The organism is Oceanobacter sp. 3_MG-2023, assembly GCF_030688925.1.
GTDB lineage: Bacteria > Pseudomonadota > Gammaproteobacteria > Pseudomonadales > Oceanobacteraceae > Oceanobacter.
The window spans coordinates 131,257-156,182 of record NZ_JAUYVX010000001.1 but is presented as its reverse complement, the minus strand read 5'-3'; the positions used below and the strand labels follow the sequence as shown (position 1 = coordinate 156,182).

Annotated in this window: 22 protein-coding genes; 11 read left to right on the top strand and 11 right to left on the bottom strand. The window is 52.7% G+C overall.

From position 1 onward, the window contains the following. Positions 1-134: 134 nt before the first annotated feature. Positions 135-389, bottom strand: coding sequence for a hypothetical protein (locus tag Q8W32_RS00710; protein WP_303431684.1), 255 nt, complete (start codon positions 387-389; stop codon positions 135-137). A 294-nt stretch (positions 390-683) separates the two neighbouring features. Here Q8W32_RS00710 and Q8W32_RS00705 point away from each other — a divergent pair, with 294 nt between their 5' ends. Further along, on the top strand, positions 684-1,130 hold the full coding sequence (locus tag Q8W32_RS00705; RefSeq protein ID WP_303431685.1) for a bacteriohemerythrin: 447 nt from the start codon (positions 684-686) through the stop codon (positions 1,128-1,130). Positions 1,131-1,282: 152 nt separating this feature from the next. Here the strand turns inward: Q8W32_RS00705 and Q8W32_RS00700 are convergent, their stop codons facing one another. The 8 genes from Q8W32_RS00700 to Q8W32_RS00665 all read right to left on the bottom strand — a co-directional run bounded on the left by Q8W32_RS00700 (position 1,283) and on the right by Q8W32_RS00665 (position 9,850). Continuing rightward, positions 1,283-1,921, bottom strand: coding sequence for a LysE family translocator (locus Q8W32_RS00700; protein WP_305413229.1), 639 nt, complete (start codon positions 1,919-1,921; stop codon positions 1,283-1,285). A gap of 125 nt (positions 1,922-2,046) precedes the next feature. Next, entirely contained in the window at positions 2,047-2,310 is a 264-nt protein-coding gene (locus Q8W32_RS00695; RefSeq protein ID WP_305413228.1) for a hypothetical protein, read from the bottom strand. A gap of 80 nt (positions 2,311-2,390) precedes the next feature. Then, on the bottom strand, positions 2,391-2,654 hold the full coding sequence (locus Q8W32_RS00690; RefSeq protein WP_305413227.1) for a Txe/YoeB family addiction module toxin: 264 nt from the start codon (positions 2,652-2,654) through the stop codon (positions 2,391-2,393). Then, positions 2,651-2,893: a type II toxin-antitoxin system Phd/YefM family antitoxin gene (locus tag Q8W32_RS00685; protein WP_303431690.1), complete on the bottom strand. Its 243-nt coding sequence runs from the start codon at positions 2,891-2,893 to the stop codon at positions 2,651-2,653. The genes Q8W32_RS00690 and Q8W32_RS00685 overlap by 4 nt, the downstream gene beginning before the upstream one ends. A gap of 382 nt (positions 2,894-3,275) precedes the next feature. Further along, a complete protein-coding gene (locus Q8W32_RS00680; RefSeq protein ID WP_305413225.1) occupies positions 3,276-6,389 on the bottom strand; it encodes an efflux RND transporter permease subunit in 3,114 nt (1,037 codons plus the stop codon). Then, on the bottom strand, positions 6,386-7,597 hold the full coding sequence (locus Q8W32_RS00675) for an efflux RND transporter periplasmic adaptor subunit (protein ID WP_305413224.1): 1,212 nt from the start codon (positions 7,595-7,597) through the stop codon (positions 6,386-6,388). The genes Q8W32_RS00680 and Q8W32_RS00675 overlap by 4 nt, the downstream gene beginning before the upstream one ends. A 14-nt stretch (positions 7,598-7,611) precedes the next feature. Further along, positions 7,612-9,069: a TolC family protein gene (locus Q8W32_RS00670; protein WP_305413223.1), complete on the bottom strand. Its 1,458-nt coding sequence runs from the start codon at positions 9,067-9,069 to the stop codon at positions 7,612-7,614. 217 nt (positions 9,070-9,286) lie between these two features. After that, positions 9,287-9,850, bottom strand: coding sequence for a hypoxanthine-guanine phosphoribosyltransferase (locus Q8W32_RS00665; protein WP_303431699.1), 564 nt, complete (start codon positions 9,848-9,850; stop codon positions 9,287-9,289). A 139-nt stretch (positions 9,851-9,989) separates the two neighbouring features. Between Q8W32_RS00665 and Q8W32_RS00660 the strand changes: the two genes are divergently transcribed. The 7 genes from Q8W32_RS00660 to Q8W32_RS00630 all read left to right on the top strand — a co-directional run bounded on the left by Q8W32_RS00660 (position 9,990) and on the right by Q8W32_RS00630 (position 19,122). Next, positions 9,990-10,631, top strand: a complete 642-nt coding sequence (locus Q8W32_RS00660; protein ID WP_303431700.1) for a Slp family lipoprotein — start codon at positions 9,990-9,992, stop codon at positions 10,629-10,631. A gap of 136 nt (positions 10,632-10,767) precedes the next feature. Continuing rightward, positions 10,768-11,895: a succinyl-diaminopimelate desuccinylase gene (gene dapE / locus Q8W32_RS00655; protein WP_303431701.1), complete on the top strand. Its 1,128-nt coding sequence runs from the start codon at positions 10,768-10,770 to the stop codon at positions 11,893-11,895. A 7-nt stretch (positions 11,896-11,902) separates the two neighbouring features. Continuing rightward, positions 11,903-12,856, top strand: coding sequence for a putative RNA methyltransferase (locus Q8W32_RS00650; protein WP_303431702.1), 954 nt, complete (start codon positions 11,903-11,905; stop codon positions 12,854-12,856). Positions 12,857-12,956: 100 nt separating this feature from the next. Then, positions 12,957-13,397 carry a DNA polymerase III subunit chi gene (locus Q8W32_RS00645; protein ID WP_303431703.1) on the top strand — a complete coding sequence of 147 codons (441 nt, stop codon included), beginning with the start codon at positions 12,957-12,959 and terminating at the stop codon, positions 13,395-13,397. Then, the gene (locus Q8W32_RS00640) at positions 13,394-14,350 is read left to right on the top strand and encodes a hypothetical protein (protein WP_305413220.1); all 957 of its coding nucleotides are present in this window, start codon (positions 13,394-13,396) and stop codon (positions 14,348-14,350) included. Before Q8W32_RS00645 ends, Q8W32_RS00640 begins: the two co-directional genes overlap by 4 nt. A gap of 263 nt (positions 14,351-14,613) precedes the next feature. Next, complete coding sequence (locus Q8W32_RS00635) at positions 14,614-17,580, top strand: valine--tRNA ligase (protein ID WP_305413218.1); 2,967 nt, start codon at positions 14,614-14,616, stop codon at positions 17,578-17,580. Between the two features lie 417 nt (positions 17,581-17,997). Next, positions 17,998-19,122 carry a BMP family ABC transporter substrate-binding protein gene (locus Q8W32_RS00630; RefSeq protein ID WP_305413217.1) on the top strand — a complete coding sequence of 375 codons (1,125 nt, stop codon included), beginning with the start codon at positions 17,998-18,000 and terminating at the stop codon, positions 19,120-19,122. Positions 19,123-19,309: 187 nt separating this feature from the next. Here Q8W32_RS00630 and Q8W32_RS00625 read toward each other — a convergent pair whose 3' ends face one another. Then, entirely contained in the window at positions 19,310-20,230 is a 921-nt protein-coding gene (locus Q8W32_RS00625; RefSeq protein ID WP_305413216.1) for a TRAP transporter substrate-binding protein, read from the bottom strand. A 607-nt stretch (positions 20,231-20,837) separates the two neighbouring features. On the opposite strand from Q8W32_RS00625, the gene Q8W32_RS00620 reads away from it, so the two are divergent. The 3 genes from Q8W32_RS00620 to Q8W32_RS00610 all read left to right on the top strand — a co-directional run bounded on the left by Q8W32_RS00620 (position 20,838) and on the right by Q8W32_RS00610 (position 23,309). Beyond that, a complete protein-coding gene (locus Q8W32_RS00620; RefSeq protein ID WP_303431709.1) occupies positions 20,838-21,284 on the top strand; it encodes a bacteriohemerythrin in 447 nt (148 codons plus the stop codon). A gap of 581 nt (positions 21,285-21,865) precedes the next feature. After that, on the top strand, positions 21,866-22,312 hold the full coding sequence (locus Q8W32_RS00615; RefSeq protein WP_303431710.1) for a bacteriohemerythrin: 447 nt from the start codon (positions 21,866-21,868) through the stop codon (positions 22,310-22,312). A gap of 550 nt (positions 22,313-22,862) precedes the next feature. Continuing rightward, positions 22,863-23,309, top strand: coding sequence for a bacteriohemerythrin (locus Q8W32_RS00610; RefSeq protein WP_305413214.1), 447 nt, complete (start codon positions 22,863-22,865; stop codon positions 23,307-23,309). Between the two features lie 106 nt (positions 23,310-23,415). On the opposite strand, the gene Q8W32_RS00605 is transcribed toward Q8W32_RS00610, so the two are convergent. Further along, positions 23,416-24,771 carry a hypothetical protein gene (locus tag Q8W32_RS00605; RefSeq protein ID WP_305413213.1) on the bottom strand — a complete coding sequence of 452 codons (1,356 nt, stop codon included), beginning with the start codon at positions 24,769-24,771 and terminating at the stop codon, positions 23,416-23,418. Positions 24,772-24,926: the final 155 nt, after the last annotated feature.

Below are 24,926 nucleotides of genomic sequence, written 5' to 3'. Positions count from 1 at the left end.
CTCCAAAGGTAATATGCGCATCAAGCGCCATACAATCCAATATTTCCAACACAATCCATCAAAAGGCAACAACCCCATTCGTTACCCCCCTTCACCAAAGCTCACCAAAGCCGACGAAACGGAGTGATACCTATTTACCCCTGGGTGGTGGATCTTTTGGTCATGGGACTGATTTGCCCGGCTTCCGGTATTTCTGAACCAGTAATCAGCCAATAAGCGTATTCTGGCCATAATTTTCCCAAGGCTTCCAGCTCTTCCGCATAGGGCTTGGCTATCTTGCTACTCATGTTTTCCCAACGCTTTGCCTTGATCCCAGTCGCTTTTTCAAGCATCGGACGAGTGTATCCCTCTTGTTTTATAACAAGATTGATCCGTTCAACGAGTTCCATATTCCAAACCAGAATTTCCCTAAACACCAGGGATTCCCTAATATTTAGGGTGAGTGTTGAAGCCACTCGTTAGTATTAACCCAAACCCGAAAGCCTATCACAAACTGCCACTTTCCCGGCAGCCTCGCGGAACAAGGAGGTTTTGTGTCTTGTTTGTGAACTCATATGATCGCCGTGAAAGCCAATTGATAACAGGGCAGCCGGAAGAGATGCGGCAGCCAATCACCGGCAATTATTTCGCATTCGAGTCATGTCACCCGCGCATTTTTATACCCAATGGTAAGGAAGGAACCTGTGCAACCGATTCGTTGGAGCCCGGAATTTGAAACCGGCATTGATATTATTGACACTCAGCACAAGCGTATTTTTGACTACCTACAAGAAGTTGAGACTGCCATCAAGCAACGGGATGACCAGAAAATTCGAGCCGTCGCCAAAGCACTGATCGACTATTCCATTTCACACAACGCCTTCGAAGAAAAACTCATGGAGCAAGCAAATTATCCAGTATTAAAGGCCCATGCCAAAGTGCACGAAGCCTTTCGGCGGCGAGCGCTCAGCTACGATCAGAGACTGGAAGATGGCGAAGACAGCATCAAAGTCGCCAAAGAAGTGCGCTCAGACATTGGCTTGTGGCTGACCAATCACATTCAACGCGATGACAAGCATTATGTCCCTTATGTCAAAAAAACGCTGGAGGGCAACTTTGTTCGACGCATGGTGAAACGCTTTTTCGCTTAAATACAAATAAAGCCAGTCTGCATCCGTGAACAGAATGCACTCTGACTCTGAATGCAAAGACTTTTTTTTGGGGGGGACTATACAGTCTGAACGCTTTACTCACCGGCAAATCATGAGCGAAATCGAGCAACTTATCCGAGAGCAACAAATTGTTATGTAGAAGCTTTACTTGATGTAGAGAGAAACACACCTGCACTGATAAAAACACCACCAGTTATTCTATTAAAATATTTAGCCCTACCTTCTTTTAGCAACCAATTTGACGACTTAGCTCCCAAGTATGAATATATCGTCAACCAAGAAATCTCCATAACTGCAAAAGTAATTGCGAACACCCAATACTGTATTAATAGCGACTCAGATGTGTTAATAAATTGAGGAAATAAAGCAGTAAAAAACACTATTGCTTTTGGGTTACTGGCCCCAACAATGAAGCCACCAACATAAAGAGATTTTTTTGTGACCACTGACATTGTTTTTTCTTGTTCAGATATTTTATAAGTTTCTTGCTTGGAAGCAAAAGATTTATATCCTAAATATATTAAATAAATTGCACCAGACCATTTTATAATATTAAAAGCCACTTCTGATGTAGCAATAACCACCCCTAGACCAGAAAATGACAAGGTCATTATACTAACAATTGCTGTAAGACTGCCTAAAGCAGTAAACATAGAATTTCGAAAGCCTTCAGTTACAGCCTTAGTCATACATAGCAGAACGCTAGGGCCTGGAGAAGCAGTTAATATTAATACCGCTAGTGAATAGTAAAACCAAGTTTCTATATTCATATATCTACCAATTTAAAGTTGTTTTTTAACTGATATTTCTTCGTCGCAGACACATAACACCGCATTAAGATGTGAGCAACGCCACCACTCAACCTACTGCACCGTAACCCACTTGACCATGAAAATCACCATGAAAATAAAAGACATTTGTATGTAGGTAACAACAACTTCATTGGCTGACTCGCCATTTGAAACAACAACGGAGCCTTTATCTTGATTGGCTTGCTTGCAGAGTTAGTTGGCTCAGATATGTCGACATACCAATCATCACCAACTTTACGACCAACGTAAAACCCATCTCTTACCATATCAATTGCTTTTGATGCAGTGATTCCTTTTAGTTTTGCAAACTCCTCGACCGGAATCATTCCTTCTGGTGCATCTGACATAATGTATTTCCTTTTGATTGCCTAACGCCGCCAACAAGCGCCGACCGTAAGGAGGTCCATTGCCTGGCCTTATAAAGCTACTATTCATAATGAGTCCAAAGCTTGATAACTTTAATGGCGTTTTCTTTTTCTAGTACTTGGTAAACGAGACGATGCTGTATATTTATTCTTCTTGAATAGGAACCGGCTAGATCCCCAACAAGTTTTTCGTAGGGTGGAGGATTTTGGAAAGGATTAATTTCGATTACCTCTAGCAGCTCTTTCGCTTTGGCCTTGAGGCCAGAAGATGCAAGTTTCCGAGCATCCTTTTGAGCTTGCTTGGTGTAATAAAGCTTCCAGCTCACCAATCAAGCTCTTGGTCACATTCACTGAGCTTAGTATCCAATCCTTCACGAATAGATTCCCGCATTCCAGGTAAAGAAAGCAGGTAAAGTGATTCGTTTATAGCGTTCCAATCCTCTTCTGCCAACAAGACTGCATTCCCTCTCTTGCCGGTAATGATAATAGGTTGGTGGCTAGCAGAAGCCTCATCTATCAAGGCGTACAGTTTTGAGCGTGCTTCAGTCGCATTAAGTATTGTCATAAGTCATCTCCGGACTCAAAGCGTACGTCTATACGTACGAGGTGTCAACATCCGAAAAAGATTTAACGCCTGCCATAACCGGCACCAAAAGCGGAGCGGAGTGCATATTTTTGTGCGTTCGCGCTTATGGCATTGTTAGTAGCGCTGCATGCTATCTTTAATAAATTTATTATAATCTTCGGCAGACTGAAATCACCGCCATTAAAAGAAGAACCGATATCTGGCTCTGTGGCCGAGACAGTCAAAGGGCATGTTAATAAAGCGATCACAACAGCCCATATTGCATACGTTACAGACATAAACATTCACTCAACCTGATATCGGATTGATACGACCCCAAAATTATGCGTTTGCAACCATCTACCCCGGATGCGTCTGGCAATCAACTATTCAATGGCTCCGCCGTACCCGACAATTTGCTCAGTAACTGATCCAGCAATACATACAGGGCAGGCAACACCAGCAAGCAAATAAAGGTGGTAAACAGAATCCCGAATCCGAGTGATACCGCCATGGGGGTAATAAACTGTGCCTGGCGTGAGGTTTCAAAGACCATGGGAGCCAACCCACCAAAGGTGGTCAGAGTGGTCAACAAAATGGGCCGGAAGCGTCGCACTCCGGCTTCACTGATGGCTTCCAGTGCCGTCAGCTGGCGTTTTGCCCGGATGCGGTTGGCGTAGTCCACCAGAATCAGACTGTCGTTCACCACCACACCGGCCAGTGCCACAATCCCCATCAGGCTGATAATCGACAGTCCGTATCCCAGGATAATATGACCCAGAATCGCTCCGGCCGCGCCAAAGGGAATCACCAGCATCACCAGCAATGGCTGGCCGTAACTGCGGAATGGAATCGCCAACAAAACGTAAATCAGCAGTAACGAGAACAGCCCGTACAGCTGCATCACACTCATGCTTTCACGGGTATCGGCCTGACGCCCCCGAAAATCAAAGTCGAGGCTGGGGTATTTGGCTTGCAGGTCGACAAAGGCTTCTTCTTGTAACACCGTCATCACGGCCGGGATTTGCGTACGCGGTTCGACATCGGCGGTTACGTTCACCACTTGCCGCCCGGCCCTGCGTGAAATACTCGATGGCGAGACGGTTTTCTCCAGCACCGCGACTTCTGCCAATGGCACATAACCACCGGCTGGCGTACGGATCATCAAGCGCTCGATATCGGCACTGTAGCGACGTTCGTTCTGGGGCAACCGTACCAGTACGGTGACTTCGTTACGCTGGCGTTGCTGCCGCAAGGCTCTGGCACCGTACAAGGCCGCCCGCACCTGCATGGCCACATCATCCGACTCCAGCCCAAGGCTGCGCCCGAGGTCGTTAATCGCCACATCCCATTGTGGTTTGCCACTGGTAAAACTGCTGGCAACATCCTTGACGTTACCCAGATGCGACATAAACACACTGAGGTCTTCACTGGCTTGCGCCAGCAGGTCGATATCGTTGCCGCGCAGCTCCACCGTCAGGCCGCGACCACCGGACGGGCCGCCACCGCGTTCAGAATCGAAGGTAATGCTGCGAATACCGGGAATTTCTCCCATGGCGGCACGCCAGCGTTTGGCCACTTCGTGGGCGCTGATGGGACGGATTTCAGAGTCCACCAGCCGCGCTTCCACTTCGATGGTTGAGCCATTGATACTGCCTTCAATACTCAGCAGCAAGGGCGTTCCGGCAGCTTCAACCGGCTCGACGATATCGCGTAGCCGGGCTTCCAGCTGTAACCGGACATCCAGCGCCTGTTCAAACGGCGCATTGGAGGGCAGCTCGACCGCCGCAACGGTAAACTCGCCTTCCAGACGCGGAAACATACTGAAACCCATCCGCCCGCTGAATGCCCAGGCCAACACCGTCAGCCCCAGCGCCAGCGCGATGGCCAGGGTCAACCCCGGGTTGCGCAAACTGACTTTCAGGGTCGGGCGATAAACCCGGTCGATAAAACGTCCCAGACAGCCATCAACCTTGAGTTGCAAGGCATCCATTTTTTGCCCTAAACGGCTTTCCGGTTTTTCTTTCAAATGCGCCAGATGGGATGGCAGGATAAACAATGCCTCCAGCCAGGAAATCAGAAAACAACTGATCACCACGATCGGAATCGCCAGGAACAATTTCCCCATCATGCCAGGCAGTGCCAGCAAGGGCAGAAAGGCTGCCACGTTGGTCAGAATGGCAAAGGCCAGCGGACTGGCGACTTCTTTGGCACCCACCACCGCTGCATCGGCAAACGGCATGCCTTTCTGCATGTGTTCGTAAATATTTTCACCGGCAATGATGGCGTCATCCACCACAATGCCAAGGGCCACAATAAAGGCGAACATCGAGATCATATTGATCGACATATCCACCGCAGGCAGCAACAGCAAGGCGCCTAAAAACGCCGTTGGAATCCCCATGGTGACCCAGAACGCCAGCCGGTATTCCAGAAACAGGCTTAACAGCACCAGCACCAGTGTCAGCCCGATGGCGGCGTTTTTGATCAGCAACCCGACCCTCTGGTTGTAGGTTTTGCCATCGTCATCGGTGACCACAATCTTGACCCCCGGGGGCAACCAGCCACGAATCTCGTCGAGTTTTTCGTGTACGGCGGCGGCCACGGTCAGGGGTGTTTGTTGTTCAGAACGGTATATGTCGTAACGGATGGCTTCCTGGCCGTCATACGTCACCAGTCTGCGGCTGTCGCCAAAACCTTCGCTTACCTGGGCGATATCCCCCAGCCGCAGCCGTACACCGCCGGCATCGGCGATCACCGGAATGTCGTTGAATTCTCCCGCCCAATAGCGCCGCTGGTCGAGCGCCACCAGAATATCGCCTCCCGGGGTTTGCACGGTTCCGGCACTTTGTTCGATGGCATTTTTGCCCACCGCTGCCGCGATATCTTGCAACGACAGACCATAACGCTGGAGTGCAGACTGGGGAATTTCGATATGGATTTCTTCGTCGGGGGTACCGGTCAGCTCGACCTTGGAAATCTCTGCCGACGATAACAACTCATCCTTGACCCGTTCGGCCAGACGTTTGAGGGCAAAGGTGTCCAGCGGGCCAAAAATCGCCATTTCCACCACGCTGATATTACGGCTGGCAATACTGACGCTCGGTGTCTCCATTTGCCCCGGAAAGGTGGTAATCCGGTTCACTGCCTGCTGCACATCCTGATACGCCTGCTGACGGTCCGTGCCGTTATCCAGCTCAATTGTGACTCTGGCACTGCTTTGGGAGGCGGTTGAGTTGATCTCTTTCAGGCCATCGACTTCTGCCAGTTCATTTTCAATTGGCAGTACCACCCCTTGCTCCATCTCGGTGGGCGTTGCACCGGGGTAGCTCACCTGAACGATGATCATGTCCGCTTCGTAGGATGGAATAAATTCCTTGCGGATGGTCAGCGACATCAGAAAGCCGCCAATGATCAATACGGCCATCAACAGGTTGGGCGCCACGCCATGGCGTGACATCCAGGCGATCGGGCCATTCCCCTGCGCCGCACTCATGGTGTCACCTCTGGCTCACGACTGGAGGTGCCGTCGGCGGCTTCCACTGCCGCGCCAGCATCCGCCCGGTTGGCCAGCCGCACCGGCAAGCCTTCCGTTACACTGTCCAGCCGGTTAACCAGCAACTGATCATCCGGCTGCAGGCCCGCGCCAATCCAGGCCTGGGTCCGGCCCCGGTACAAGACCTCGGGGGTGCGCCGTACCATTTGGTTGTTGTTCACGACCCAGAGGCTGCCATCGTCATTCAGCTGCTGTAATGGCACGGTGACGCTATTGGGAATGGCCTTGCCTTGCAGCTCGACAGAGACAAAATCATTCAGCATCAACACCGGCTGGTCCGGGTCCTTGAGGCTCAGTGGATCACTTACGGCAACCATTAGCCGGGCCTGGCGGTCACGCTCGTCGACGTCGGCCAACAGGTTCAGAATGCGGGCTTCGCGGCTCTGTTTACCCCAGCTGGGGTGATAAAGCCGGATCGGGGCATCCACATCCAGCCAGGCCAGAAAATTGCGCGGCACTTTGACTTCGATCCAGAATTCATCGGTATTCACCAGTTCAAACAGCTCGACTGAACTGCTCACCTGACTGCCAACCGCCACATTGCGTGACAGTATCTGACCGTTAAACGGCATCGTCACACGGGTACGCGCCAGGTTCAGTCGGGCCTGGTCGATCTCCGCCCTGGCACTGAGCAGCTTGGCCCTGGCACTGGCCAGCTGCGGTTCTCGTAACACCAGCGCCCGGTCGGCACCGGTCAGCTCTCGCTGCGCCAATTGGTATTCGTCGGCGGCCAGGGCGGACTGCCCCAGCTCCAGATCCAGATCGGCTTGCGCCTGAATGCGAGCCGCTTCGTATCGCTGCAACGCCAGCTCATAATCCCGTGGTTCAATGGTCAGCAGGCGCGCACCGGCCTTCAGGGTCGCTCCCGGCAATGCCTCGCTGGCCACCGAGACAACCCGACCGCTGACCTGGGCCTGCAGCAGGATTCGCTCTGCCGCTGACACCTGACCACCCGCCGTCCAGGTTGGCCGTCCGCCAGCGCCCGGGCGCTGCACTTCAACCAGTCGCGCCTGCACCACGGGTTTTACCCGCTCCGGCACCGGGGCGGTGGTCAGCACGATCCAGGCTGCCGCACCTCCCAGTACAAGCACCAGCAGTACCAGCCAGACATTACCGGTTTGCTTGTGCAAGCCTGTGGGTTGTTTCATATTCCGGTTGTCCTTCATGGTTGTGATTCTCCAGCATCCGCCCCTGTGAAATCGCCGTGACTGACCGATCGATACAATTGAATACGGTATTGCAACTGCTGCCATTGGCCATCGAGTACTGTTTGCTCCAGCGCCAGTACGTCCTGTTGTACGTTGAGCAACGCCAGAAAATCCCCCACCCCGCGCCGATAGCGCGCCAGCTGGAAGGCTTCTGTTTTACGGGCCAGGTGTAATTGTTTGACCAGGCTGGCCAGCTGGTCACTGGCCTGTTGTTCCTGTACCAGGAGTTGCTGCACGGTCTGGGCTGCCGCCAACAAGGTTTGCTGATAATCCGCCACCGTCGCCTGCACTCCCGCTTCCGACGCGGTCACCGCTGCGCGGCGACGGCCACCATCCAGCAGGGGTGCGACCAGACCCGCCGCCAGATTCCCTACCCAGTTATCAAAAATATCGGCCAGGTTGGCGTCGGATGCCGAATAAGACGCCGACAGCGTCAGCCTTGGATAGCGGTTGGCAATGGCTGCCGCCAGCGCGGCATTCGCCGATTGCAAGGCAAACCAGGATTGCTGCACATCTGGCCGTTGTTGCAAGGCTGACAGAGAAACACGGGGGGATGAAGACGGCAGTCGTGGCAACGGCCGTGGTGGCATGGCGGCCAATTCAGGAACAAGCTCACTCTGCAGCCAGTCGCTGCGACCCAGCCAGACCGCCAGTTGCTGCTGATAGATAATTTGCTGGGCCTGATCAGCACTCAAACTGGCGGAGAGATTTTCCAATAATTGCTGCTGTTGCCAGACATCTGAAATAGCCACCTGCCCACGATTGAATCGCACTTCGGTGATAGCCAACGCCGAGCGAACCCGCTGTTGTTGCTGGCTTAGCAACTGGATACGACCTTGTTGCCGCAACCAGCCAAACCAGGCCTGGGCGACTTCTCCTGCAAGCGTATTGGCTACTACCCGCACACTGGCTGCACTGGCCAGGGCATCCAATTGACCTTGCTGTTCCAGCGCACTGACCCGCCCCCAGAAATCCACTTCATAGGCAGCTGATAACCCGGCCTGCCAGCGATTGGTACCGGCATCCGGCCCAAATGAGCGACTGCGCGACAAACTCGCATCCAGGGTGGGAAACTGTTCCGCCCCGGCCTGCCGGGCCAACGCCTGACTTTGTTGCAGCCGGGCCCAGGCGGATTGCAGGGTAAAATTATTCGCCAGGCTGTCTTCAATCAGGCGATTGAGCATCTGATCATCAAAGGATTGCCACCAGCGGTCCGTGACCGCCTGCCCGGCAGCAACAGCCGTGGGAGAGGTACTGGCAACAGGTTCAGCCAGCCCGGAAAAGGTCATCGGCTCAGGCTGAACCGGCTCAATCGAACTGCAGCCAGCCACCGCAGTGACCAGCAACAGCAGCAGTCCCGACCGCTTGCGGCTTTTGGAACCCGCAGTGACATACGATCCAACATCCCTCACCCAGTATCTCCCTGGCAATTAAACGGCAAATGGGGCATAACCAGACAGAAGTGATATCACCGCCGTGAGGTAAAACGCCGCTTCAGACACAGTTATTTTTTGAAAAGTTCCGTCAATAATAACGGTTAACTATCTGACACATCACCAGTACAAACAGCCGTTTGCCAATCACAACGAATAGCGGTTATTCCCCTTGTTATGGCAGGCCAACAGCCGGTTACAGACCCTTAACCGCATAGATGCCCGGCAAATTACGCCAGAAGCCACGGTAATCCATACCACAACCAAAGACATAACGGTCTTCAACTTCCATACCGGCGTAATCAACGGTCAGTTCATCGGTTTTGCGATCATGCCGCTTATCGACCAGAACGGCGGTGAGCACCTCTTTGGCACCCTGTTGACGACAGGCTTCAACGACGGCCGCCAGGGTATGACCTTCATCAAAAATATCGTCCAGAATCAGTACTGTACGATCCGTCATTGGTATCGATGGCGGTGCTTGCCACTGCAGTTCGGTACTGCCTGTCACATCACCGCGATAACGGGTAGCGTGCATATAGCCAACCTCGAGCGCAAACGGCAGCCGGGGCAATAACCGCCCGGCCAGTACCAGACCACCATTCATAATGGTATAGACCACAGGAACCGTATCTTGCAGGCGCTCAGTCAGATCAGCGGCAAGCTGATTGATCGCGTCGTCCACTTGCTCCGGGGTTTTCAGCAAGTCCGCTTCTTGCAATACAGTATCCAGCTGATCTTTTGTCAGTGTCTCACTCATGGAGGCTTCTCGGCATGTCAGTAAAAAACCGGCATAGTAACACGCGGCCAGAACGGCGAAACCTGCCGATCTATTCTTCTGGCACTGATATCAAACCATTGGCTATCAACGTCATTCAGCACAACAGGGAACTTGGCTTATGTACTTTTTTCGTCATACCTCACAGCACCACCCTCACTCTCTGCGCCACTGGCAATCCGGCCTGCGATGCAGCGCATTGGCACTGCTGCTATCCGGCTGTGCCAGCTACCCGTCATCAGTCGCAGTACCTGACCCCGATATGTTGCCGTCATTGCAACAGATACAAGCCAACCCGGAGCAATACCAACATCAAACCGTTGTGTTGGGCGGGCAAATTATCAGTGTTATCAATGGTGATCAGCACACTACGCTGGAGATATTGCAGCGCCCGCTGTGGGATTCTGGCCAGCCGCGTTCAGACAGCGACCGTTCCGATGGCCGCTTTCGGGCCGAGTTCGATTATTTTATTGACCCAGAAACCTACCAGTCCGGCCGGTTAGTTACCGTTCGGGGGCAGCTGACCGGTATGGATGAAGGGCATATTGGTGAGCACCCCTATCGTTTTGCCCATATCCAGGCCGATGGCATCGAGCTTTGGCGCAAAACATCAGCCCCTGAGGTCCGCTATCACTTTGTCTGGGGAGTAGGGCCCTATTACGGCTACCCCTATCCCTACCGCAGCGCGGTTATTACCGGTGCCAAACCGCTCAAGCATCCTGTCCCCAAACACCCCGCCCACCCCAAGGCCAGCACGCCCTGAAGACGGCACCGGTGCCATTACCATCAGTGATCGATACCGGTGTTTCACCACCGCGCAGTGCGACGCGCTTTATCCCGCTCAAGGCTATGGTATTATCCGCGCCCGTTTTCGCCCTGCACCAACCTCTGGAGTTGTCATGTCCCCTACTTTACAACTGGCTTGCGACCTGATTGCCCGCCGTTCCGTCACCCCGGAAGACGAAGGTTGTCAGGCGTTAATGATGGAACGTCTTGCCAACGCCGGATTTACCAATGAGCCATTGCGCTTTGGTGAAGTCGATAACTTCTGGTCCCGCCGTGGCAACAGCGGCCCGCTGGTCTGCTTTGCCGGCCATACCGATGTTGTGCCTACCGGCCCGGAACAGAACTGGCAATATCCGCCATTTGAACCCCAAATTGTGGATGGCATGCTGTATGGCCGCGGCGCCGCTGATATGAAAGGTTCACTGGCCGCCATGGTGGTCGCAGTTGAAAACTTCACCGCCAAGCACCCTGACCACACAGGCTCGATTGCTTTTCTGATCACCAGCGACGAAGAAGGCCCGGCCCACAACGGCACCGTCAAGGTGATTGAAACACTGGAAGCCCGGCACGAAAAAATCGATGCCTGCATTGTTGGTGAACCCTCATCGACCCATCTGGTGGGTGACACCATCAAGAATGGCCGCCGGGGTTCACTCGGCGCAGTATTGACAGTCAAGGGGATTCAGGGACACGTGGCTTACCCGCACCTGGCCAGTAACCCGGTTCATCAGGCAGCACCCGCGCTGGCGGAGCTGGCCAGTGAAGAATGGGATCAGGGCAATGACTTTTTCCCCGCCACCAGCTTCCAGATTTCCAATATCAATGCCGGCACCGGTGCGACCAATGTTATCCCTGGCAGCATGACCGTGGTGTTCAACTTCCGTTTTTCCACCGAGCTCACAGCCGACATTCTCAAACAACGTACCTGCGATATTCTCGACAAACACCAGGTCGACTACGACATTGAATGGAACCTCAGCGGCCTGCCATTCCTTACCGACCACGGCCCGCTGGTTGATGCCTGCGTAGATACCATCCGCGCAGTGACCGGTCGCGAGACCGAACTGTCAACCGCCGGAGGCACCTCCGACGGCCGGTTTATAGCCCCGACCGGCGCACAGGTCGTGGAACTCGGCCCTCGCAACGACACCATTCACAAAGTTAATGAATGTATCAATGCCGCCGACCTCGACACCCTCACCAGCCTGTACGAAGGCATTCTTGAGCGCCTGCTAGGATAGCCAGCCGATGACAAGCACAGACACAGAACAGACCATCCCCCAGGCAAACGATATTCTGATCTGCCCGGTTTGCCAGCAACCCTTACCGGAACTGGCAGGCGCTACCGACAAACACGGTGCCGCCCGCAGCCGGGGCTGTGCCAATGGCCACAGTTTTGACCGCGCCCGCCAGGGCTATTTCAACCTGTTACTGGTCAACCAGAAGCGTTCGCTCAATCCCGGCGACAATATTGAAATGGTCAGGGCCAGACAACAGTTTCTCAACGGCGGTTATTATCAAGCCATTGCTGATGCCATCAACACCGCCCTGATCCCGGTATTGGCAGACCGGGCAAACACGTCTGCCTCCCAGACACTCCATATTGCCGACAGCGGTTGTGGTGAAGGCTATTACACCGCCTCACTGGCGCAACAACTGACCGCCAACCATATCCACCACCATCTGTACGGCATCGATATTTCACGGGATGCAGTCCGTACCGCCTGCCAACGCAGCAAGCAGATTGACTGGCTGGTGGCCAGTGGCAGTCGCCTGCCGTTCCAGCCTGGCAGCCTCGACGCCATACTCAGTGTGTTTACCCCGACCATGGCCGACCGCTGGGCGGAATTGCTCAAACCCGAAGCACCCGTCTGGCTGGTTACACCGGCACAGCAACACCTGCAAGAACTCCGGCAGCACATTTATACCGACGTTCGCAGCGACAGTTACGATCCAACTGATGACATGATAAAACAGGGATTTGAGCGGGTTGGCAGCAGCGAGCACAGCAGCCAGGTATTTATTCCGGCCGCCGCCCTCCCCGACCTGCTTACCATGACACCACATGGCTGGCGCATTACCGCCGAAAAGCGCCAACAGGTACTGGCCCTGAATGGTCTGGAACTGACTATTAGTGTCCGTATCTCGCAATTTTCAGCGCATTCATCAAACGATCAACCCGCACCGGCAGAGAACATATAAAAGATCCTCGTTTAATAGCATCAAGCGGTTTGAAAGCCCCCCATCAACCGGGTAGCATTCAGTTTATTAATGACCTGCAACAACGGCAGCCACGCCTCGCATGACCGATATTCTTTTTTATGTACTGGCCGCGACCACCATCGACGAGCAACAGCACTTTGTCTGTCGTTTGACCGAAAAAGTCCTGGCCCAGGGCAAGCATATTTATATCCATACCGGTTCTCGCAGCCATGCCGAGCAACTGGACCGGCAGCTGTGGGCGTTTCGTCATACCGCTTTTGTGCCACACAGCCTGGTCGATGAACAACGACCCGTAAGCCAAAGCCCGGTACATATAGGCTGGCAAGATGCGCCGACAGAGCAGCATGACGTACTGATTAACCTGAACGACCAACTGCCATCTTTTTTTGGCCGTTTTGATCGACTGGTCGAAGTTGTTATCCAGCAGGATGACGTACTGGGACATACCCGCGACCATTTCCGTTTTTTGCGTGACAGGGGCTACCCCATTACTCACCAGGATATGAGACTACGCACATGAGTACCGACAACGATTCGCGTAACTTACTCGACGAACTGGAAACCTTGCAGCGCGTCCTCGACGATGCCGCTGGTGAGCAAATTGACCTCGAGCAAGCCTTGACTCAGCTGAATACTGTCGATGATGTCCCGGTATTGAGCGACCTGTTCAGCCAGGATGAACCGCCGGTATTACGCAATATCAATCCGCCAAACAAGCGTCCCCCTCATCTGTCCGCTGTCAAAAGTCCGGAAGCGGATAGCCAACCCCGAATTGTCGCCAGCGACATTCTGGAATACTTGCGTCAGGAAATGGTACGCAAGAACGAATCCGACCACAGCTCCGACACCCTCGACGCCATTTTTGGCCCGGTCGAAGATAACTACCCGGCACCTGAAAACCTGCATATTGAGCCGGTCGCCCTCAAGCCAGCCCAGTCTGACACACCGACGCACAAGCCAGCAGCCCAACCCGCCGCTACCCCAAACCCGGCCAGCACAACCTCCAGCGTCACCTCCGGCACGGACACCATCCCGACGCTCACCGAGAGCAATATCCCGCAATACGCCATCACACCGGCACCACAACAACCGGAATCCCCCACTCTGGAGCCCCTGCATTTTGAACCGGAACAGGAACCGGAAGCACCAGTCCTGCCTGAGTCTCCAGCAGCTGACGCTGACGTGCCGGAGATAGCTGCCAAGATATCGTCCAACCCGTTTTTGCCGCAGTCGATACTGGACCGCCTCACCTCCGAGCGTCTGGCGGCCCAACACAGTGCCGAAGAAGCGCACCGCACCATGCAACGGGTGACAGAGCAAAAACAACAGCGTGACTCCGATGCCATCGCCCTGCTGGGGGCCACCGAGAAGAAGCAACTGATCGAGTCCCTTGTCGATGAGCTGACTCCAGTGATCCAGGCCCGCCTGCGCGAAAAACTGCGTAATATCCTGATGAGCAAACCTCGCGACTGATACTCTGGCTCCCGAACGGCCAGGCCATACGCCCAGACCCGCGCGTGGCCTGGGCTTCACTGAACGAACTTCACTGGCCAACCATTCCACCACCCCCCCCCCAGCAACTCACCCTGAAAACACATCCGGCCCATCCAGCGGCTGAACACGCGCCACGATTCCGCTATACTGGCCGCCATTTTTTATCGTTTAATCAGTCGCTTGCCAATCTACCCGGCTACCCGGATGGCATGCCGCACCACCATTGAGATCACACCGCCGCCATGGACAAGACCTACAAGCCCGACGCCATCGAACAAACCTGGTACCAAGAATGGGAAGCCAAAGGCTACTTCAAGCCCTATCAGGACGGCCTGGATGGCGAAGGCTACTCCATCATGATTCCACCGCCGAACGTCACCGGCTCCCTGCATATGGGCCACGCGTTCCAGCACACCATTCAGGACGCTCTCACCCGTTATCACCGCATGCTGGGCAAAAAAGCCCTGTGGCAGGTCGGTACCGATCACGCTGGTATCGCCACCCAGATGGTGGTTGAACGCAAACTGGCAGCTGAAGGCCAACCAGATCGCCACGAACTGGGCCGTGAAAAATTCCTCGAAAAAGTCTGGGAGTGGAAAAACCAGTCCGGTGGCACCATCACCCGTCAAATGCGCCGCCTCGGCAACTCCGTCGACTGGGACACCGAACGCTTCACCATGGACGACGGCTTCTACAAAGCCGTGCAAGAAGTGTTTATCCGCTTGCACAAAGAAGGCCTGATCTATCGCGGCAAACGTCTGGTCAACTGGGACCCGAAACTGCACACCGCCATTTCGGATCTCGAAGTTGAGAACAAGGAATCCAAGGGCAGCATGTGGCACCTGCGCTACCCGCTGGCCGATGGCGAGACCTACACCGACGCCGATGGCAACACCCAGAACTATATTGTGGTCGCCACAACACGTCCGGAAACCATGCTCGGAGACACCGGCGTTGCGGTTAACCCGGAAGACCCGCGCTACCAGCACCTGATTGGCAAATTTATTGAACTGCCGCTGGTGGGTCGCCGCATCCCGATCGTCGGTGATGAACACGCCGATATGACCAAGGGCACCGGTTGCGTCAAAATCACTCCGGCGCACGACTTTAACGACTGTGAAGTGGGCAAGCGCTGCGGCTTGCCGATGATCAACATCCTCACCTTCAACGCCGATATTCGCGACGAAGCCCAGGCGTTTAACAGCGACGGCTCGGTCAACACCGAAGTCGACACTCATATTCCGGAAAAATACCGGGGCATGGAACGCTTCGCCGCCCGCAAAGCCATCGTTGCCGACTTCGACGAACTGGGCCTGCTCGATGCCATCAAGGACCACGACCTCACTGTGCCCTACGGCGACCGCGGCGGCGTCGTCATTGAGCCAATGCTCACCGACCAATGGTACGTCGATGCCAAAACCCTGGCCAAACCGGCCATCGAAGCGGTCGAAAATGGCGATATCCAGTTTGTACCGAAAAACTACGAAAACATGTACTTCAGCTGGATGCGTGATATCCAGGACTGGTGCATCTCCCGCCAGCTCTGGTGGGGCCATCGCATCCCGGCCTGGTACGACACCGAAGGCAACGTCTTTGTTGGTCACGATGAAGCCGAAGTACGCGCCCAGAACCACCTCGCCGACGATGTTGAACTGACGCAAGACAACGACGTGCTCGACACCTGGTTCTCCTCTGCCCTGTGGACCTTTGGCACACTTGGCTGGCCCAATATCGACGACAAGGAAGTGGCCCGTCGACTGGCCGACTTCCACCCGACCGATGTGCTGGTGACCGGCTTCGATATCATCTTCTTCTGGGTTGCCCGCATGATCATGATGACCATGCACTTCTGTAAAGACGACGACAACAAGCCCCAGGTGCCGTTCAAGACCGTCTATGTTACCGGCCTGATCCGCGACGAAGTTGGCCAGAAAATGTCCAAATCCAAGGGCAACGTCCTTGACCCGCTGGACATGATCGATGGCATCAGCCTCGATGAGCTGATGGAAAAACGCACCGGCAATATGATGCAGCCCAAGCTGGCGGAAAAAATCGGCAAGCGCACCCAAAAAGAATTCCCCGATGGCATCGCCCCCCACGGCACCGATGCCCTGCGCTTCACCCTGGCAGCCATGGCCTCCACCGGCCGCGATATCAACTGGGACATGAAACGCCTGGAAGGTTATCGTAACTTCTGCAACAAGCTGTGGAATGCCTCTCGCTACGTCATGCTCTCCATCGCTGGCGAAGAAGCTGTCGAAGCCGCGGCCGCCAACAACACCGCCATTGCCATCACCGACGACATGCTGGCCGCCTGCGGTGCCACCGGCGAAGCCGCAGCCCTGAGTCTCGCCGACCGCTGGATTATCTCGCGCCTGCAACGCACCGAAGCCGAAGTCCGTCGCCATATGGACCAGTACCGCTTCGATATGGCCGCCCAGGCACTGTACGAATTTATCTGGAACGAATACTGCGACTGGTATCTGGAGTTGTCCAAACCCGTATTGTGGGACAAAAACGCCAGCGCCGAGATTCGTCGCGGCACCCTTGGCACCCTTGTACGCGTGCTGGAAGCCACCCTGCGTCTGGCCCACCCCATTATTCCGTTCATCACCGAAGCCGTCTGGCAGCAAGTGAAAGACCTCGCTGGCAAAGGCGGGCCTGACTCCAGCGCCTCCATAATGCTGGCCGACTACCCGGTCCCCCAGGAAGCCCTGATCGATACCGAAGCCGAAGCCGATATCGAATGGCTACAGGGTGTTATCACAGCGGTACGTAACATTCGTGCAGAAATGAACATTGGCCCCAGCAAGGAACTCGACCTGTTGTTAAAAGACGGCAATGACGACGACTTCCGCCGCGCCGACGACAACCAGACCTTCCTTGCCAAGCTGGCCAAACTCAGCAGCATCACCTGGGTCAACGACGGCGACACCGTCCCCATGGCCACCACCCAACTGGTTGGCCATATGGAAGTGCTGGTGCCCATGGCCGGACTGATCGACAAAGACAAGGAAATCGCCCGCTTAGGCAAAGAAGAAGAACGCCTGGGCAAAGAAATTGGCCGCATCAGCAACAAGCTGAACAACGCCGGTTTTGTCGCCAAGGCCCCGGCTGCCGTGATTGAAAAAGAGAAAGACAAGCTGACCGGTTACGAACGCGATCTGGGCAAGATCAAGGAACAGATCGAAGCCATCAAGGCGCTGTAACCCAACAGAGCAACATGCCGACCGGCGGACACGGAATGCCGCCTGTCGGGCACGGACGCTAGCCGACGACTACGCGCCACTCCACGGTCTCTAGGCATGCAAATGCACAAACACCTCTCCTGCCTGACAGCCACAAACAGGGCCGTATAAAAATCTGTCATTCCGGGCCGACCCCGGAATCCAACGGCCACGGACAGGGCCGCTCCCTACGTAAATTCAAATCCTTCCAGAACCGAACCAGCAGGTATCCATCCATTCGCAATCACGGCTCCTTCTGCGGGATTGTCCGCTGTGTCGAATAAGACCCATTAACAAATTGATTGTTTATTGACCTGAATGGTTGAGATATTGATAATCCCTTCAAGCTGACCACATGGTCAGGTTTTGCAACCAAGCATTCTCAGGTCATTAATCGTGATGAATATCAAACCCGTTTCCCTGCTCAGCCATATTGGTTCTACCACTACCCGATTCGCCTTCTTCGCTGCCGTACTGGCCATTGGCTTATTGCCAATCATCCTTTCCAGTACCGCTTATGCCTCCCCCATCAAAGCTGCCTTCATATTGGTCGGCCCAGCCGATCATGTTGGCTGGAGCTATTCTCATAACCAGGGACGTCTTGCGATAGAAAGAACATTTGGCGATAAAGTCGAAACAGAAGTCGTTGAATTTGTTCCGGAAGGACGCTCTTCACGTGAGGTATTACAAGACCTGGCAGACCGAAACGATATCGTATTTGCTACTTCGTTTGGTTATATGGTTTCCACCGAGAGCATTGCCCGCGATAATCCCAATGTCATTTTTGAACACGCCACTGGCTCCCGCCAAGGTGGAAACCTGGGCAATTATGCGACTCGAGCCTATCAACCCAGATACCTCTCTGGCCTGATTGCTGGCAGCATGACCAAAAATGGCAAAATTGGTTACGTTGCTGCGCATCCAATACCGGAAGTTATCCGTGGCATCAATGCATTCACCATGGGAGTCAGGGAAGTTAACCCAACGGCTGAAGTCGAAGTACTCTGGACCTATAAATGGTACGACCCGGAGAAAGATGTTGAGCTGGCCAATCAGTTGATTGAATCCGGTGTTGATTTATTAACACACCATACCGACTCATCCGCCATTGCCGAAATCGCCGAGCAGAAAAACGTTTATGTTATCGGCTACCACTCAGATATGCGTCCATTTGCACCCAGCAAACACCTGGCGTCGGTTGTTCATAACTGGGGGCCTTATTATATCAATCGCATTCAAGCCCTGTTAAACAACACCTGGAAGCCCGACAGTGAATGGACTGGCATGGCAGAGTCTACCTCTCAGCTGGTTTCAATCAGCCCTGAAATTCCCGCGGATATACGCCGGCTGGTAGCCAATAAGCAACAAGAAATAATGTCCGGCCAATACTCAGTATTTGCTGGCCCGATTAAAAGCTATCGTGGCAGCACCCGCATCAAGGAAGGTAAAGAATTATCTGACGATCAGCTATTACGGATGAACTGGTACGTAGAAGGTGTCACAGGCTCGTTATTGGCTTTCTAGCCTGTTGACCCGGGGAACGAGGCATTGCAACCGCGACCCGGATCACCAGACAGCCATTCCGCTGGCAGGCAAGAGGGTTATCATGGGGCAATACCTTGCCCCGGCCGGTAAACTTAACTCCCCCTGATTTGGTATCAAGGAACGATGCTCTGCTGCCACAGCCATTTAACCCGATCAGAGCAGGCGGTTACGGCTGATCCATACCAAAACGTTTCAGGCGTTCATTAGTGCCGTAATAAAAGTCTCGCAGCTTTTGGGGCACGCTATTAAAGTCGGCTTCTGTGTAGGTTTTCACGCTAACGCCCTCCCCGCGCAGTTGCTTCAGGTCGGCTTGCTCCGCTTTTTCCAAGCCAGCAAAAGTTGCCTGCTCTGCCTGGGTAAAGGCCGCACTGATGGCCTGCTGCTGTTCTGGCGTTAACGCATCCCACCAGCTTCTGGACACCACAAACACTCCGGGAAAAGCCATATGCCTGGTGTACATCAGGTTGGGAGCCTGGGTAGACAGCTGCAAATCAACCGCCGTAGCCAGGTCGATATCAATAGCGTCGATTTTTTCCTGTTCAAACCAGAGGCGTATATCCTGAATCTGGATCGGTTGCGGATCGGCCCCCAATTGCCGATACCAGTTGTAGAATACGTCGTTGGGGAAGGTGCCTACTTTTTTACCTTTCAAATCCTGGACAGAGGCCATCGCCGCCGGCGACATAATCACCCGCATACCGGAAAAGGCATACCCCAACGCCACCAGATTGTGGCGCTCCAGACCGACCAACATGGTTTTGGCATCATCCCGCTGCGCCGCCCGACGTAACTGCCCGGTATCGGCGAACTGGTATGGCATCAGCCAGCCATTCAACGCAGGATCAAGCGTGGTCAGTGAACCAACCGCAACAATCGCCGCCTGTAGCTGTCCTCGCCCTAACAGTTCGATAATGCTGGACTCTCCACGGACTTTGGCGAAGCGGGATTCACGCACCCGAATAGTATTGCCAGAGCTGCTTTCTACGGTATTTTTAAACTGTTGCATCAGCCTGGACCAGGCGTGATCTGGTGTTGTGATCATGCCAAAGCGAATGGTCTCGGCAGCCGCGCTGGTCGCCGTGACCATGAGTAGCAGTGCCAATATGATTGTTCGGTGCTGTTGCTGCCTTGTTATTATTTTTATCATTGCTGATCCATGCCATTACGTGGAGCGGTCGTTCGTTCACCAGAGTCATGCATCTTCGTCCGTCCACCGGAGCGTCTTTTAGGTGTGTTACGGCAACCTCTGGCTATTGCTGTTCCTGCAGCCAGATGACGTATCTGGGCATAGAGAGCCAGCATCTCTCGACCCGCGGATAACAGGAATAATACTTAAGGGCTTGAATCGCACTCCTTTAGCCCGGCCAAATCACTACTACTTTTGCTGCAATACCTGCCACGACTTCCCCATAAGTATTTCAACCGGGTTGGGTTGTTTACGGTCAAACACAATGTTTTAAATATGAACCAATTCGTTTTACAGCAAAATTTTTGCCAACAATGCAATCACGCTTACGCGAGCTATGTCATAAAGCCTACAATTCCATCCATCTGGACAGTGTCATAAAACTTACATTCTGTTGTCATCTATATGACAAATAAACCCTGTTCTCATTTTCAACCCATTGATTTAAAAGAACTTAATATTGGAATGCCTTTTGCTGGACTAGCGTATACTTAAAGGAGGAATACACATGCAACAGTTCCAGTGGGTGCCCGGATTCGAAACAGGAATCGATGTAGTTGACTCTCAACACAAGCGAATTTTTGAGTATATCCTCGAGGTCGACAAGGCGATAAAGATGAAAAACCCGGAATCTGTAAAACAGATTGCCCGGTCTCTGATCGACTATTCCATCTCACACAATGCTTTTGAAGAAACTCTGATGGAGCGCGCTGGCTACCCCATCCTTGATGCTCACGCCAAAGTGCACGAAGCCTTTCGTGATCGCGCTTTGTCCTACAATCAACGTCTGGAAAACGGCGAAGACTGTTTCAAGGTTGCCAAAGAAGTCCGCTCGGACATCGGCTTGTGGCTCACCAATCATATCCAGCGCGACGATAAGGATTATGTCCCTTACGTCCGCAAATCACTTGAAGGCGGATTTGTCGGCCGTATGGTGAAACGCTTTTTTGCCTGATTTGTTCAACCTGCATACGGATCACTTCGCCATAACCCCCAGGCTGCCTGCCTTGCCAGGCACTCTGGCCCCCAACAACCCATGCGCCATTCTATATAAATCCAACCTGGCAGAGATTTGCCTTTTATATTGATAGGCTTATCAACTTAGAAAACCCACCCTGATTATTGACAAAAATAACAATATATTTTTTATTTGCGATCCATAATTTCTTCTGCTAGCATCAAATTTTTAGCACCATAGCAGTAGTTGGAAGGCTTTATTTTACATGAATAAACAATCATTCATATCCGACTCATTTAGCAATTTTTTTACCGAAATCAACCCTTCAAGATTTTTTGCTTTCGTTCGAGAATCGATCAAAATCAATTTTCAGAGTCGAAAGCAACACCCAATAAAAAACGACCTTAAAGATATAAAAATCGCATACCCATAAAAACAACATAATTGCGAAAACACTGGCCACTCTGAAATTTTTATTTCGGCAACTATGATTATAAATATATCAACAATATACTTTATATTCATTGATTAAATAAAATTCAATTTCCTGGATTTATTAAAATCCACAAGGTTAAGACATGCAAAAATTCCAATGGATACCAGAATTTGAAACCGGTATTGATGTCATTGACTCTCAGCACAAACGAATCTTTGAATACATAATTGAGGTTGATAAAGCCATCCTGATGAGAAATCCGGACTCGGTAAAACAAATTGCCAAGGCATTGATTGATTACTCAATTTCTCATAATTCCTTTGAAGAAACCTTAATGGAACGCGCCAACTACCCCATTCTGAATGCTCATGCCAAGGTGCATGAAGCCTTCCGGAAACGGGTACTTTCTTACGACAAGCGCCTCGAAGAGGGTGAGGACTGCTTTAACGTGGCCAAGGAAGTCCGCTCGGATATCGGCTTGTGGCTCACCAATCATATCCAGCGCGACGATAAGGATTATGTCCCTTACGTCCGTAAATCACTCGAGGGGGGATTTGTCAGCCGCATGGTCAAACGCTTTTTTGCCTGATCCTCTTGGTCAGCATGTCTATTCACATGGTGATACGCTGTAGGACTGTAGGCTTGTGTGAACCGCCAAACCACACAGGTCTGCAGCTCATCTCAATACGCCGCCATTTCATATATTCAAATAACGTCACTCTCTCCTGCTGTCACAGCCATTGTCATAACAGTCATAACACTCATCACCGCCCCATATGTCATGATACCCCAGTAGAATGATCATGAGATCATCAAAAAAACATCAATATCAATCATACTTACGAAACTTACAAAATTTACAAATCTTGTTATTTACGCAAAAGAATCCCCGGTGCTAGAGTAACAAAACCATCACAAACACGATGGAATAAATAACCGGTTTTCTATGTGTCAACAAATGTGTCTGAATTTATTTAGAGCCTAAATAAACCACAAGATCTACTTGTCTTATTTTCTGTGGTTAAAACACGAACCAGGTCACATTTACAAACAAAGAACATTAAACGTCACAAAAAACTGCTGCCTTGATGAGTCAGATTTCATTTTGAATTTATTGTAATTTTAAAGGAATAATATATATGCAGAAATTCCAGTGGATACCCGAATTTGAAACAGGTATTGATATCATTGACTCTCAACACAAGCGGATATTCGAATATATTCTTGAAGTTGACAGAGCTATTTTGATGCAAGACTCTGATGCCGTAAAACAGATTGCGGGGTCATTGATCGACTATTCCATCTCACACAATGCTTTTGAAGAGACTTTGATGGAGCGCGCCAATTATCCTATTTTGGCAGCTCATGCCAAAGTGCACGAAGCCTTTCGTGATCGCGCTTTGTCCTACAATCAACGCATCGAAAACGGCGAAGACTGTTTCAAGGTTGCCAAAGAAGTCCGCTCAGACATCGGTTTGTGGCTCACCAATCATATCCAGCGCGACGATAAGGATTATGTCCCTTACGTCCGCAAATCACTTGAAGGAGGGTTTGTCGGCCGTATGGTGAAACGCTTTTTTGCATGATTGATACAATCCTAGGCACTGGCAATTCCCTCAACCCTCAGGGCAATTGCCACCCTTTTACGCTGCCAGTCAGCTTTCCAAGCAATCAGATCACCGCTTAACAACCTTATAGAGTTATCAGATACCCATACCCATACAAGGTTGCGCAGCACAGCGGCAACATCAGCAACGCGTAATAACGATTGGCCCACATCATGGCACGGGCGCTCATACCAAAACGCGCCTGCAAACTCAGTTGAATACCCGACAGTGGCGAAATCCCTACGCCAATGGCCCACCCCATCAAAAAGGTCAAACCGAGCAGGTTCGGGTCATCCACGCTACCCGCCAACAAACTGCCCGCCAGCACAACACTGGTCACTGGATGCATCCCCGCAATCGCGGCGATAACCAGCACCAACAGGGTGACACAGGCTTCTAAAGCACCAAACTGAGCGGGAGCAACGGATATATCCAAGGCATTCATACTGGCTGACACCCCCGCCGCCAGGACTGCCGCCCCGAGAAACAAGGCAATTTCACTGCACATGCCAGGCAGTCCCACCCGGATATGTTGCACAATGTCTTTGGCACCTTTTCCGCCTCGCGTCAGCAGCAGCCAGATCAATGAGAATACAATCGCTATCAGGGTAACAAGCGTCAGTACCGCCAGTTCTGGCCAGATCCAGTGGCTGACGATCACCAGTACCGCCAATACCAACGGCATCCAGAGCGACGACCAGCGCAAAGGGTAGCCGATGGCGTTTTTCGCTGCCGGGTTACGGCGAATCTCCCAGGCAGAAAACAGCAGCGCCACCAATGCCAACGGCAAACCGAACAGCACCAGTGTTATTAATTGCGCCCCCGGAGCGCTCAGCAACGTCAATCCCATCGCTGCAAAGAAAGGTGACCAAAAAGCGCAGGCCGAAAAGGCTCGCAACAGCACCATGCCCTGTTCGGGTTGCAAGGGCTGATGCTGACGAGCATGGGCCAGACGGTCACCAACAATCAGTGCGGCAGAGATATTCAATACCGATGCAATCAGATGAGTACTGAACAAGGTTTTTTGCAGCGCCTGGACGCCTTGTGGCAACCGTTCTGTGGCACTCATTCCCGCCAACGCCACCAGCCGTAAAAAACTGACGCCAATGATCATCGCCAGCAGCATCTGATTACCCTCAACCGCCTTGAGCCAATACGAGGCAGAGGAACCCTGCCAGGCAGCAAAGACCAGCCCGGCAACACCCACCAGCATCAGCCCGCCAACCTGTCGGCGTTGGGACGCTTTTATCTGAGGGATCAACAAGGCCGTTGCGACCCACAGCGGTACACCAGCCACCCAGGCTGGAAAATCGATCAACAGCGCGTTGGTCAACACCAGTACCAACGCCAATAACAACAGCCAGCCCGCTAACGGGGGAGTACCGGCGCCAGTATTCAGCCAGCACCGCAAACAAGTAAGGAACCACAAAGGGGAAGACATCCAGAATCCGACAGATTGAGCAGAAAAAACGTGATTGATAATAACCAAAGAACACGATCAGGTGATCAGATTACAACGAGCAGCAATAACAGCAAGGTGAAATCCAACCGGGACCAAGAATGGCACCGATGCTGCAGCAACAAATACCAAGACCG

What these genes read in the sequence shown, in the direction of transcription:
- dapE (WP_303431701.1), top strand. Translation starts at nt 10,768, where the DNA reads ATGTCCCCTACTTTACAACTGGCTTGCGACCTGATTGCCCGCCGTTCC.
- Q8W32_RS00605 (WP_305413213.1), bottom strand. Translation starts at nt 24,771, where the DNA reads ATGTCTTCCCCTTTGTGGTTCCTTACTTGTTTGCGGTGCTGGCTGAAT.
- Q8W32_RS00675 (WP_305413224.1), bottom strand. Translation starts at nt 7,597, where the DNA reads ATGAAACAACCCACAGGCTTGCACAAGCAAACCGGTAATGTCTGGCTG.
- Q8W32_RS00650 (WP_303431702.1), top strand. Translation starts at nt 11,903, where the DNA reads ATGACAAGCACAGACACAGAACAGACCATCCCCCAGGCAAACGATATT.
- Q8W32_RS00640 (WP_305413220.1), top strand. Translation starts at nt 13,394, where the DNA reads ATGAGTACCGACAACGATTCGCGTAACTTACTCGACGAACTGGAAACC.
- Q8W32_RS00685 (WP_303431690.1), bottom strand. Translation starts at nt 2,893, where the DNA reads ATGACAATACTTAATGCGACTGAAGCACGCTCAAAACTGTACGCCTTG.
- Q8W32_RS00645 (WP_303431703.1), top strand. Translation starts at nt 12,957, where the DNA reads ATGACCGATATTCTTTTTTATGTACTGGCCGCGACCACCATCGACGAG.
- Q8W32_RS00710 (WP_303431684.1), bottom strand. Translation starts at nt 389, where the DNA reads ATGGAACTCGTTGAACGGATCAATCTTGTTATAAAACAAGAGGGATAC.
- Q8W32_RS00660 (WP_303431700.1), top strand. Translation starts at nt 9,990, where the DNA reads ATGTACTTTTTTCGTCATACCTCACAGCACCACCCTCACTCTCTGCGC.
- Q8W32_RS00620 (WP_303431709.1), top strand. Translation starts at nt 20,838, where the DNA reads ATGCAACAGTTCCAGTGGGTGCCCGGATTCGAAACAGGAATCGATGTA.
- Q8W32_RS00700 (WP_305413229.1), bottom strand. Translation starts at nt 1,921, where the DNA reads ATGAATATAGAAACTTGGTTTTACTATTCACTAGCGGTATTAATATTA.
- Q8W32_RS00635 (WP_305413218.1), top strand. Translation starts at nt 14,614, where the DNA reads ATGGACAAGACCTACAAGCCCGACGCCATCGAACAAACCTGGTACCAA.
- Q8W32_RS00665 (WP_303431699.1), bottom strand. Translation starts at nt 9,850, where the DNA reads ATGAGTGAGACACTGACAAAAGATCAGCTGGATACTGTATTGCAAGAA.
- Q8W32_RS00680 (WP_305413225.1), bottom strand. Translation starts at nt 6,389, where the DNA reads ATGAGTGCGGCGCAGGGGAATGGCCCGATCGCCTGGATGTCACGCCAT.
- Q8W32_RS00625 (WP_305413216.1), bottom strand. Translation starts at nt 20,230, where the DNA reads ATGGTCACGGCGACCAGCGCGGCTGCCGAGACCATTCGCTTTGGCATG.
- Q8W32_RS00630 (WP_305413217.1), top strand. Translation starts at nt 17,998, where the DNA reads ATGAATATCAAACCCGTTTCCCTGCTCAGCCATATTGGTTCTACCACT.
- Q8W32_RS00615 (WP_303431710.1), top strand. Translation starts at nt 21,866, where the DNA reads ATGCAAAAATTCCAATGGATACCAGAATTTGAAACCGGTATTGATGTC.
- Q8W32_RS00610 (WP_305413214.1), top strand. Translation starts at nt 22,863, where the DNA reads ATGCAGAAATTCCAGTGGATACCCGAATTTGAAACAGGTATTGATATC.
- Q8W32_RS00695 (WP_305413228.1), bottom strand. Translation starts at nt 2,310, where the DNA reads ATGTCAGATGCACCAGAAGGAATGATTCCGGTCGAGGAGTTTGCAAAA.